This is a genomic window from Cohnella mopanensis (assembly GCF_022352055.1).
In the GTDB taxonomy this organism is placed as follows: domain Bacteria; phylum Bacillota; class Bacilli; order Paenibacillales; family Paenibacillaceae; genus Cohnella; species Cohnella mopanensis.
Genome location: NZ_JAKRWM010000015.1, coordinates 31,386 through 43,304, shown reverse-complemented (window position 1 = coordinate 43,304; position 11,919 = coordinate 31,386). Strand labels below are relative to the sequence as shown.

The window sequence follows — 11,919 nt, the reverse complement described above, 5'->3', positions numbered from 1 at the left end:
CGTCACGAGGATGGGCGACTATCCCTATCCGAACAACAAATTAGGGGCGCAATATTTCCGCGGATAACCAGTTACGATATAATAGAAGAGCATTTGCAATGAATAGTAAGGGAGCCTAGCCATGAACAACCCATTGCTCGATCAATCCAGTGAAGGCTGTACCCATTCGGATATTCCATTGCAGGAAATCAAGCAGCGAATGATCAATGATCATTCCGCATCCCGGTTGGCAGAGCTGTTCAAAGCACTGGGCGATCCCACGAGAATTAAGCTGATCGGCGCGCTTCTCCATCAAGAGCTATGCGTTCACGACTTATCCGTACTGCTCGAGATGGGTCAATCCGCCGTTTCCCATCAGCTTCGGTATTTACGAAATATGAGAATGGTTAAACGCCGCAAAAGCGGAAAAACCGTCTTCTACTCGCTCGATGATTCCCACATTGAACAAATTTTCCTGCAAACGCTGCAACACTTGGATCATGGGTAAAATGTGAAAACACAAAACACCCGCTCTCCTGTCGAGACGGGCAATGGCTTGCCGAATTTATTCGGCAAGCTTTTTTTGTTTTGCACAAATGATAATCAACGATGCATTTTCCGGTTTACTTTTCCTCGATTCGGGCGTATATTTATAGCATTCAAGTTTTGCCTTAGGGAAAATTAATGTCCCAAACGCCACACTTGTTGCCATGAACAACATCAATATCGAGGTGAACCATTATGCATGATGAACTGGCAGTTGCTACGCCGCCCGTCACTACAAATCCGACAGCTCCTATAGAAAACAATCCAAAAGAAAGCGGTTGGCGCAGAGAGAGAGATGCGGTATCCTTGCCGGAATCGTTCCGGACCGTCCGAATTCCGAAGAACGGCTCTATTTTCCGTAAGTTTCTGGCATTCGCCGGACCCGGATATATGGTTGCCGTTGGTTATATGGATCCTGGAAACTGGGCTACCGATCTAGCAGGAGGCTCGCAGTTCGGCTACACGTTATTATCCGTCATCTTGATATCCAACTTAATGGCCATTGTCTTGCAAGCCCTATCGGGTAAACTAGGCATCGTAACCGGAAGGGATCTGGCGCAAGCTTGCCGGGATCATTATAGTAACCCGGTAAATTTCGGCTTATGGATCTTATGCGAGCTTGCTATCGCGGCGTGCGATCTGGCTGAAGTCATCGGAGCCGCCATTGCCTTAAACTTATTATTTAATATTCCCATTCTGTACGGCGTAATTTTAACCGCATTGGACGTACTCATCATTCTGTTCCTTCAAAACAAAGGATTCCGGTATCTCGAAGCTCTCGTCATCGCCTTAATCGCCACGATCGGCCTGTGCTTCGCGTTCGAGCTTATCTGGTCTACTCCGGAGATGGGAGGCGTGCTCCGCGGCTTCGTGCCTACCGCCGAAATCGTCAAAAATCCGGAAATGCTCTATATCGCCATAGGGATTCTCGGCGCAACCGTCATGCCGCATAATTTGTACTTGCATTCCTCCATTGTGCAGACGCGCCAGTTCGAACAAACCGCGCTTGGGAAGCGGCAAGCGATCCGCTTCTCCACCTGGGATTCGACGATTGCCTTGTTTTTCGCTTTATTCATCAATGCTTCCATCCTCATCATCGCCGCAGCCGTCTTCCATACGGCGGGGCGCACCGACGTTGCCGAGATCGGGCAAGCTTATCACTTGTTAGCTCCGATGCTAGGCACTTCGTTAGCCGCGATCCTGTTCGGAGTCGCGTTGCTTGCATCCGGTCAGAACTCTACCCTGACGGGAACGCTGGCCGGGCAGATCGTCATGGAGGGCTTCCTGAACATTCGACTCGCTCCTTGGCTTAGAAGGCTGATTACGCGGATGATTGCAATTATCCCCGCTGTTATCGTAACGGCTATGTACGGCGAGAGAGGGACGATGGATCTGCTCATTCTGAGCCAGGTTATTCTGTCGCTTCAGTTATCCTTCGCCGTCGTACCGCTCGTCCAGTTTACTAGCAACAAGAAGAAGATGGGACAATTCGTCAACCCGATGTGGCTGAACATACTAGCTTGGTTTATCGCGGTTGTCATCATGGGCTTGAATTTATACTTGCTGTATCGCACGTTCTGGGGATAATCCATCCGCCTTGCCTAATCAGCCAGCCAAAGTCGCATCATGCGACTTTGGCTGGCTGATTTGCTCCGCTTGCCTTCTCATCGTCGCATAATGCGACTATAGCTGGGTGATTTCCTCCGCTTGCCTTCTCATCGTCGCATAATGCGACTATGAGAGGGCAAGCGGAGCAAATCAGCCAGCCATAGTCGCTAAATGCGTCGATGAGAAGGCAAGCGGAGCAAATCACCCAGTTATAGTCGCATAATGCGACGATGAGACGGCAAGCGGAGCAAATCAGCCAGCCATAGTCGCTAAATGCGTCGATGAGAAGGCAAGCGGAGCAAATCACCCAGTTATAGTCGCATAATGCGACGATGAGACGGCAAGCGGAGCAAATCAGCCAGCCAAAGTCGCATCATGCGTCTTTGGCTGGCTGATTTGCTCCGCTTGCCTTCTCATCGTCGCATTATGCGACTATAGCTGGCTGATTTGCTCCGCTTGCCCTCTCATCGTCGCATTATGCGACTATAGCTGGGTGATTTGCTCCGCTTGCCCTCTCATCGTCGCATTTTGCGACTTTGGCTGGCTGATTTGCTCCGCTTGCCTTCTCATCGTCGCATTATGCGACTATAGCTGGCTGATTTGCTCCGCTTGCCCTCTCATCGTCGCATTATGCGACTATAGCTGGCTGATTTGCTCCGCTTGCCCTCTCATCGTCGCATTTTGCGACATTGGCTGGCTGATTTGCTCCGCTTGACTTCTCATCGGCGCATTATGCGACTATAGCTGGCTGATTTGCTCCGCTTGCCTTCTCATCGTCGCATTATGCGACTATAACTAGCCCCTGGAGCCATTTCAGCCGCACCTTACGTGAACTGAAACCCGAGCCACCTCTCCGCGGTATGACGCCATAGAAAATGGTTCAAAACCCGCGCTCTCCCCCTGCGTCCCATCTCCTCGCACGCTGCCTCATTAACTAACAAGTAACTGATGCGGTTTGCAAGCTCATTTACGATGGCCGGGGCATCCTTTCTTACGAGAAAGCCGGTAGAGCCATCAACGACGATCTCTTTCATCCCGCCCGCTCTCGTTGCGACGACAGGGAGCTCGGAAGCCATTGCTTCGAGGTTAACGAGTCCGAACGCTTCTTGCCCAACGGAAGGTACAACAGCCATGTCGGCCATTGCAAACCAATACGGGATTTCGGCGTGAGAAACATACGGTTGGAAATGAACATGGTGTTTCCAGCGCTTCGCTTGTTGACGCAACCGCTTTGTATATGGTGTCTGCCTATGCGAGCCGTATTGCGCGCTGCCGACGATGACCAGCAACACATCGGGCGAACTCGCGATCAGGCTCGGCAAAGCATGCAGAAGATGGTGGACGCCTTTCTGAGGGACGAGCCTTCCCACGTAAAGCACGATACGTCGATTTTTCCATCCGTGCTTCGCTCGCCACTTTTGTCGCATGAGGTTGCCTTCTATACTAGATCTTCCAGGAAATCTCACCGCATCGACGCCTAGATGGTTGACTCTGATTTTTCCCGCCGCCATCGGAACCTGTTTCTGAACGTAAGCGCGGAGAAATTCGCTATTTACTTGAATACGATCGGCTGCGAGAAGACATCTTTTTCGGTTCGCTTTGCTCAAGTAAGGCGAATTAATAAAGGTGGTTGAATGTAAATTAAGCCATATTCGGCTATTAGGAAAAGAACGCTTTAATCGAGGAATCCACAAAGGACGATTCTCGACCTGAATGACCTCAGGTTTAGCTTTGGCAAGCCTGCTGCGAACTAATCTGAAGTACTTGGCTTTATCCGAACCGGGAAATCTTTCGATCGGAATTCCGCCTATATTCCCATTGGAAGTTAAACGTTTGCTCGTTCGGCCGTAAATCGTCGCATCGACGCGATGAAGCAGTCCTGGGACTACCTTCTCCACTACGCGCTCGACGGATCCGCCCATCGAAGACGGAATCGGGAATGCTCCCGGAGTAATGAAAGCCGCTCTAAGCATCGTCCTACTCCCCTTACCGCTGAATGTCGGCATGTCGTGACAGCATATACGGGCAAAGCGCGATAAGTCACGGCATATGTACGTTATACGAAGAACTATTGCACTTTATCTACCGATGTGTCACAATTCTCGGGAATGTATTTTACGATAAAGGAGTGCTCGGCTGCATGACTCGTTGGCTGCTGCGCATGATGACTGAACTGTCCTCACGCAAATTTTTGTCCCGCATGACGGGACGTTTCGCTAAATCCTCCTTAAGCCGCCGTTGGATTCCCCGTTTCGCCGCGATGTATAAAATACCGGTTGAAGATGCGGAAAAACGGTTGGAGGACTATCGTTCATTGAACGACTTTTTCACGCGCAGGCTAAAACCCGGCAAACGGCCGATCGACCAGACTGACAGCGTTCTAGTCAGCCCCGTCGATGCCAAAATCACTGGCTGCGGCGTAATTAAAGACGGTATGATCTTACAGGTTAAAGGCCAGGACTATACAGTAGAGGAGTTGCTTAACGGCTCGCCTCGCCTTGCTCAATACCTTAACGGCTACTTCTGGGTACTCTATTTAAGCCCGACGGATTACCATCGCATTCACTCGCCTTGCGAAGGAGAGATTGTGGAAACCGAACATATCCTCGGACGTGTATACCCGGTTAACGAATTCGGCTTGACGTCCATGCGGCGCGTCCTCTCCCGTAACGAAAGGCTTGTCACCTATATCCGTAACGATGTTGGAGAAGCTGCCGTCGTTAAAGTCGGAGCTTTGAACGTAAGCAGCATTAAATACGTCGATCCTATGCCCCACCAATTGGGCCGCGGTGACGAGCTGGCTTACTTCGAATTCGGCTCTACGATCGTACTGCTGACGGAGGATGGAACACTGCAGCCCCGTTCCGATTTGAAGCTAGGCGATAAGGTTCTAATGGGCGAGAAGCTCGGAACGTTGTTGGAGCGAAAGTAATAGCGAACTTAAACAGCGCGCGCCGATTATGTTCGGCGCGCGTTCGCTTTAAGCGAATATTATGAACGTCCCCCTCAACGAATCTCCGAGGGGCTTTTTCCCGTATATTGCTTAAATTGGCGGCTGAAGAAGAAAATATCCCGGTAACCGAGCGCATCCGCGACTTCCGTCACGTTCATTCCGGCATGCATAAGCAAGTGCTGCGCCCGCTCTATTCTTGTCCGGATCATATAGGTCTGCACGGACATCCCGATGAGTTCCTTGAATTTGATGGAAAAATACCGGGAGGACAATCCCGCCCGTTTGCCAAGATCGTCCACGCGATGTACGATGCCAGGATGTTGCTGAATGTAGTTGGCCACTTCGCGTATGCTCTCTGTCAGTTGGTTACTCGCTTTGCGCTCGACCGGTTCCTTCCGCTCGTAACGCAGCAGATGGATGATCAGCTGTTTCAGAATCAATTGGGCTTCTATCTCGGCCGCGTATGTACGGACCAAGAACAATCGTACATATTTAGCGAGCATATGCTCGAAGTCGAAGGTATCCTCGATCTCCCGATAAGGCTCGGGGACGTGTCCAACTTTTTCCGATACATCAAAATGAATATAAGTAAGGACGAGCGGCTTTTGCGGATTATGGGTAGCGCTCGTGTGGTCTCCCGGACGGAACAAGAAACAGCTGCCTTTGCCAAGCTTATAAGGTTTACCGTTAAGAAACAGCTCCCCTTCCCCGCTCCATACGTAGAAAATATCGTAATTCGCTAAAGGCTTTTCTCGTTTTTGCCACTTCCAGCCGGGCTCGCAGGAAATTTTCGCGAACGAAGAGAGCAGTACGAAAGACGATGGTGAAAGCTCAAGCATGAACGGTTCCTCCTTGTCCTTGGTTGGAGTCGAATAATCCCAAAGCGTACGCGGTCTGGCGGATTAGCTCGATTCCGGCTTCGATTCGGCCTTCGTCTAGGTGAGCGAAGCCGAATAAAGCCGAGAGCCGCGGTACGGAAGTATTCCCTTGACAAGTATCATACCTAGCCCCGTCCCTCCACGTCACGCCTTTTTTTTCGCATTCCCGAACCAATCGTGCGTAGTCATCCGCGTTTTTTTTCCATTTTGCATATACGTGCAGACCCGCATCGGACATGATCACTTCGAATAAACCTTCCAGATGTCGCGTCAAACCTGACCGAAGCTTGTTTTCCAGCTTACCGAACGTTCTGCGCACCCGGCGCATGTGCCGATCGTACCCCCCCTCCGACATCCAGTTCGCTAAAGCCAATTGTTCGACGATGCCCGTCGGATAAGGATCATACAAGTTTTTAGCAGCGATGAACGGCTCGATGAGTTCATTGGGTACGACCGCGTATCCGATCCGGACCCCAACGCTCATGGAACGCGAGAATGTTCCTACATAGACGACTCTGCCTTCCCGGTCCAACGCTTTAAGCGGTTCGATCGGACGGCCTCCCCAACGAAAATCGCTGTCATAATCGTCTTCGATGATCCATGCATTCTTCCGAGAAGCCCAAGCAAGCAACGCGCGGCGGCGCTCATAGCTTAGCACGGCTCCCGTCGGGAATTGCCGGGTCGGCGTTACGAACAGTAGTTGCGCATCCCAATCCTGCGGAATAATGCCGTTGTCGTCGACGGCTTCGTCGATCACCATAGCCCCCGTTGCGTTCACCGCCCGCTGAATTCCCGTATAGCAAGGGCTTTCTATAACCGCGGTTTTCCCTTTTTCCAACAGCAGTTGGGCAAGCAAGGCGATAGCCTGCATCGAACCGGACGTAATCATAATGTTCTCGGCATCGCAAACAATTCCCCTCTCACGTCGCAGACGGTTGGAAATCGCTTGCCTCAACGCTAAGCTGCCTTCCGAAGAATGTCCGTCCTTCCAAGCTACTCCGAACTTCTTCCACTGCAAGGCGACTTCCGCTTTCCATTCCATCCACGGGAACCATTCGGATCCGACGCCTTCCGGAACGAAAGAGAGAGGTTCGATCCCCTCCCCTTCGGCACGCTCGACGGTCGAGGCTCGCGTTCGCATTAAACGACGCCCCCATTCCGTTAGCTTCGGTGCCGCCTCAGCTTGATCGGGCTCGTCCGTTCTCTCGGTCGTTGTTTCCTGTTCCCATCCGCAGACGAACGTGCCTTGGCCGATTCCGGATTGGACGAAACCTTCCGCGGTAAGCATTTCATAAGCCAAGCTTACGCTTCCGCGAGACAATTCGTACAACGCGGCAAGCTGCCTTGTCGAAGGTAATTTCTCTCCGGGGGCAAGCCGGCCCTCTGTTATGGCCTCGCGAATAGCCAAATAAAGCGCCAAATGTTTGGTCCCGCATTCAGCGAGCTTAACGGAATAGGCAAAAGGAAAATTCAATCGATTCACTCTTTCGAAATGGACTAGTCATTTTAATGTAAATTGGATCTTTTACCCTGTCAATATTCGTCTTACACTAGATCTTAACTTAACAAGGAATGGAGTCGTTACCGGATGAGAAGAAAAGAGTTCAAAGTATCGGAACCCGAGCAATGCGAAGCCTTTCTGAGGGAGTTGCACGATGGGGTATTGACGTTCATAGGCTCTGACGGCTGGCCCAAAGCTGTCCCTCTTAATTACGTGTACTGCGATCAAGCGATTTATTTCCATGGCAGCAAGCAAGGGGAGAAAATGGCCGGACTTAACAACGACCCACGAGCAGAGTTCGTCGTTTACCAAGCGCATGCGTTTATCCCGTCTTATTTCACGGATCCTTATCTGGCTTGTCCGGCAACCGTGTTCTTCCGTTCCGTTCGGATTCGGGGCATCGTCGCCCAAGTTGAGGATCCCGCGGAAAAAGCAACTGCTTTAGCGGCCTTGCTAAGGAATATGCAACCTGAAGGTGGACATGCGCCGATCGACGCGGCAGACTCCCGTTACGAATCCTCCTTGCGAGGTGTAGCCGTGATGCGCCTTGACCCTGACGAAATGACTGGAAAATTCAAATTCGGGCAAAATTTATCTGACAAACGCAGAGACCAGGTCGTAGAAAAGTTATGCGAACGCAATCTTAACGGAGATGCCGCTACGATAAAGCACGTTCGCGACAGCGCTTTAAAGTGTCCAATTGGTGACTCCTAAAATTTCCCTTGTCTTTTTTCGGAGATTGCGATCGATTTCAATGACGCTCCTCTTTCAATAGTGTATAATATCACCTAATGAATATTGGAAGGATGGAAGTCATGAACCCTCTTGCCCAGCAGTTAAACGAAACGTTAACCCGTGACAACCCGAATGCAGCCGAAATGCTTTCCGGATTAGGAAAAGCACTTTATATGCCTAAGCTTGGCATTCTAAGCCAATCTGCCGAAGCGAAGCAGAAGGCGAACCTTTATAATGCTACGATCGGGATCGCAACGGAGAACGGCATTCCGATGCACCTCGGCATTATTCAAGAAACATTGTCTGCATACGATCCGAAGGACATATACGAATATGCCCCTCCTGGAGGAAAAGCGGAGCTTCGTACCGTATGGCGCGAGAAGATGTTTGTAGAGAATCCATCCATCGTGGGCAAAAATATTAGTTTACCCGTTGTCACCAACGCTTTGACGCACGGCCTGAGCATCGTCTCCGACCTGTTTGCCGACGTTGGCGATGCCGTCATCGTTCCGGAGAAAAACTGGGAAAACTACGAATTAACATTTAATGTTCGCCGCGGCGCCGACATGGTCTACTATCCGCTATACAATGCCGACAACCGCTTTAACTCGGCTGGACTGCGCGACGCTCTGCTCGCTCAGAAAGATCGCGGCAAAGCGATCGTCTTGCTTAACTTCCCGATCAATCCAACCGGATACACTCCGAGTCCGGAAGAAGGCCGCGAGATCGTCGCCGCTATCCGCGACGCTGCCGAAGCTGGAATTAACGTCGTAGCGGTAACGGATGACGCATACTTTGGTTTGTTCTTCGAGGACTCCTTGCAGGAGTCGCTGTTCGGCCAGTTATGCGGATTGCACGAGCGAGTGCTCGCGGTCAAAGTCGACGGAGCAACGAAAGAAGAATACGTATGGGGATTCCGCGTAGGATTTATCACTTACGGCGGATTGACGGAAGCCAGCTTGGCGGCATTGGAGCAGAAGACGATCGGATGTATCCGCGCCACGATTTCCAGCGGTCCTCACCCTTCCCAAACGTTCATCCTTCGCGCGTTGAAATCGGATAAGTTCCAAGCGCAGAAGGAAGAGAAGTTCAACATCATGAAGGGTCGCGCCAACAAAGTGAAGCAGTTGCTCGACAGCGGCAAATACGGTAACGAAGAATGGGCTTATTATCCTTTTAACTCGGGATACTTTATGTGCCTTAAGCTTTTCAACGTGGATGCCGAAGCCGTTCGTCAGCGTTTGCTGAACGCTTATGGCGTCGGAACGATCGCGCTTGGCACAACCGATCTGCGGGTTGCTTTCTCTTGCATCGAAGAAGTGAACCTCGAAGATCTGTTCGACCGGATCTATCAAGCCGTTCTCGATGTTAAGGGCGGAAAAGCATAAATACAATTGCAAAATGGCTGGCTTAGAGGGTTCTCCTCTGTGCCAGCCATTTTTATGTTAGTTTGTTTTTGATCACCTGACTACAGCCCCACACTTTGGCCGCTTGCAGTCCGGTTATGTTATGCCGGACTACAGGGGCGGATTTGTTACTTTGGCAACGTGCAGTCCGGTTTTGCCGGACTACAGGGGCGGATTTGTTACTTGGGATGCAAGCCTTCTACAAATCATCTTCATCGACGAATTTGGAGATTTTCCGCGGTGTCCACCAACCGCACCATAACACGCCGAATGCAATCATAATCAGCCAATGCTCAAGTGGATACGCTGTAACCTCGCCGCCAGAGGCCCCTTTGCCTGCACCGGACGCGCCCCAGTTAGTCGTCAGCATGCCCACCAATCCGAGCAGCACGGCTACCACTAATCCGGCTGAACGGGCAATCGCCGACGCCGCGACTAGCCTTCCTTCCGGCGCGATCGGAACCGTTGCGGCCGTTTCGACAAACCTAACCCTGCGCAGCTCGCTTAATTGCAATCCGCATATAAGAATGGCGATTCCGTAAATGATTGCATCGATCCACACATTTCCCGACACGATGAGCACGATGCCGGCCACTATGACCCAGCGCCATAACGCTCCGAATGTCTCTCCGCGTAAGAAGACTTTGGCATATAAGAAATGCCAAGACCAACGATGCTGCCACAACAGGAAATCCCCTGCCCACGTAATCCAACGGCGCCGAGCGGGCTTGGAAGCTTCCGACGGAACGTCTACGAACCAGCCGAGGAACGCCATCCAGCGTCGGCGGGACACCGCTTCCTCCTCGATGAGCCTCTCCCACGGCAAGGCATGTTGTACTGGTAACCGCCACAATAACGCGACTACCCCCATGCAAAGCAGCATGAGCGGAACTGCCAGCACGAGCGGCTTCAGTAATAGAGCCGCGAGAACAACTATCGTCAGCAATCCTCTTGCTAATCTCAAAGCGAATCGCCAAGAACGGGCGGCAGCTTTGCGTTCCCTCCATCCACCGTATACGTTGCCAGCCGCAATGATCGCGAACAATACGCACAGTATCGCCACGGGATGGGATTTCGCGATGTCCGCAGTGAGCGGTGCGCGCACATAGATAGGAGCAAATAGTAAAAATACCGCTAAAGTTAGTAGCACGGCCGCGATGATCGTTTTCCGCAAGATCGGCTTGAGGTAAGCTTCGAGCATCCGGCCCTCCATCGCCAATAGGAATACCGGATCCGCCGGACGCAAATAGGTACGAAGGGGCGCTTGAATCGCGGCTAATGAAATGACGGCCACGCCAACGAGATCCGCGCGCCACTCCTCCGGGATCGCTTTAATGAAATCGATGTACCATACTAGTACCGTAAAGAAGATTGCCGAAACAAATAGGCCGAATCCGCTCTGAAACACGTATCGAAAATAGGGAACGACTTCTTGACGGAAAGCCGCCGCGCGACTTTGGCGAAGAGAACGCAAAAAGCCGAATTGCTCCTCCTGCCCTAGCTTACCCACGCGGTTGGCCTCCTTCCGCTGCCATGACGAGCGCTTCGAAGGCGTCGTCCATCGTGGAATCCGGATCGCTGCAGCCCGCTTGAGCTTTCACTTCGCGAGGAGAACCCTCCGCTATGATGCGCCCCCTGTGCAGAACTACCAGCCGATTCGCCCTGCGTTCAAGTGCAGGTAGAATGTGCGAGCTTAACAGAATCGCGCTCCCTCCTGCGCGAACCTCGTCCAGAGCGGTTAACAATCCACGGATTGCGAGCGGATCCAGTCCGAGGAACGGCTCGTCTATGATGAGTAAGGGCGGGCTCACGAGTAGTGCGTTCATTAGCATAACCTTCTGCTTCATTCCCTTAGACAGCGTGTCCGGCAAAGCGTTCATCGCTTCAGTCATCCGAAACGTCTGAGCGAGCTCTTCCATTCTCGCCGTCGCCGCTCCTTGCTCCAGGTTATAGGCCATCGCCGTCCATTGCAGATGCTCCTTCACCGTCAGGTTCGGAAACAAAGAAGGCTGTTCCGGCACATATGCCGTCGAGGATCGGTAGAGGTCGCGGTTCTCCTCCAACGTAACGCCAGCAACCCGGACTTCCCCCTTCTGCGGTACCATGAGCCCAAGGATATGTTTGATCGCAGTGCTTTTACCGGCGCCGTTTAATCCGATCAGCCCGACCATTTCTCCCGGATTAACGGTAATCGACACCTCGTGCAGCACCGGTCTTCGCTGACTATAACCTCCCGTTAGCTCTTTGATTTTAAGCGCGGGAACGGCACTGCTACTTTGCTCTGAAGCCACTTTGAATCCCCTCCATAACACC

At 51.8% G+C, this 11,919-nt stretch carries 10 protein-coding genes; 5 read left to right on the top strand and 5 right to left on the bottom strand.

The features are described from left to right. Positions 1 to 121: 121 nt before the first annotated feature. Positions 122 to 487, top strand: a complete 366-nt coding sequence (locus tag L3D05_RS20730; protein WP_239618240.1) for an ArsR/SmtB family transcription factor — start codon at positions 122 to 124, stop codon at positions 485 to 487. Positions 488 to 720: 233 nt separating this feature from the next. Continuing rightward, positions 721 to 2,112, top strand: coding sequence for an Nramp family divalent metal transporter (locus tag L3D05_RS20725; RefSeq protein ID WP_239618239.1), 1,392 nt, complete (start codon positions 721 to 723; stop codon positions 2,110 to 2,112). 845 nt (positions 2,113 to 2,957) lie between these two features. Here L3D05_RS20725 and L3D05_RS20720 read toward each other — a convergent pair. After that, entirely contained in the window at positions 2,958 to 4,106 is a 1,149-nt protein-coding gene (locus L3D05_RS20720) for a glycosyltransferase family 4 protein (protein ID WP_239618238.1), read from the bottom strand. A 167-nt stretch (positions 4,107 to 4,273) separates the two neighbouring features. Here L3D05_RS20720 and asd point away from each other — a divergent pair, with 167 nt between their 5' ends. Beyond that, the gene (gene asd / locus L3D05_RS20715) at positions 4,274 to 5,065 is read left to right on the top strand and encodes an archaetidylserine decarboxylase (protein WP_239618237.1); all 792 of its coding nucleotides are present in this window, start codon (positions 4,274 to 4,276) and stop codon (positions 5,063 to 5,065) included. A 74-nt stretch (positions 5,066 to 5,139) separates the two neighbouring features. Here asd and L3D05_RS20710 read toward each other — a convergent pair whose 3' ends face one another. Then, a complete protein-coding gene (locus L3D05_RS20710; protein ID WP_239618236.1) occupies positions 5,140 to 5,925 on the bottom strand; it encodes a helix-turn-helix domain-containing protein in 786 nt (261 codons plus the stop codon). Then, entirely contained in the window at positions 5,918 to 7,438 is a 1,521-nt protein-coding gene (gene pdxR, locus L3D05_RS20705) for a MocR-like pyridoxine biosynthesis transcription factor PdxR (RefSeq protein ID WP_239618235.1), read from the bottom strand. The genes L3D05_RS20710 and pdxR overlap by 8 nt, the downstream gene beginning before the upstream one ends. Before the next feature lie 114 nt (positions 7,439 to 7,552). Here pdxR and L3D05_RS20700 point away from each other — a divergent pair, with 114 nt between their 5' ends. Continuing rightward, positions 7,553 to 8,179 (top strand): pyridoxamine 5'-phosphate oxidase family protein, encoded by a 627-nt coding sequence (locus L3D05_RS20700; protein ID WP_239618234.1) that lies wholly within the window; start codon positions 7,553 to 7,555, stop codon positions 8,177 to 8,179. A gap of 101 nt (positions 8,180 to 8,280) precedes the next feature. Next, positions 8,281 to 9,588 carry an aminotransferase class I/II-fold pyridoxal phosphate-dependent enzyme gene (locus L3D05_RS20695; protein WP_239618233.1) on the top strand — a complete coding sequence of 436 codons (1,308 nt, stop codon included), beginning with the start codon at positions 8,281 to 8,283 and terminating at the stop codon, positions 9,586 to 9,588. A 217-nt stretch (positions 9,589 to 9,805) separates the two neighbouring features. On the opposite strand, the gene L3D05_RS20690 is transcribed toward L3D05_RS20695, so the two are convergent. Both L3D05_RS20690 and L3D05_RS20685 read right to left on the bottom strand, forming a co-directional pair. After that, complete coding sequence (locus L3D05_RS20690; protein ID WP_239618232.1) at positions 9,806 to 11,116, bottom strand: ABC transporter permease; 1,311 nt, start codon at positions 11,114 to 11,116, stop codon at positions 9,806 to 9,808. Next, entirely contained in the window at positions 11,109 to 11,897 is a 789-nt protein-coding gene (locus L3D05_RS20685) for an ABC transporter ATP-binding protein (RefSeq protein WP_239618231.1), read from the bottom strand. Before L3D05_RS20685 ends, L3D05_RS20690 begins: the two co-directional genes overlap by 8 nt. Between the last annotated feature and the right edge of the window lie 22 nt (positions 11,898 to 11,919).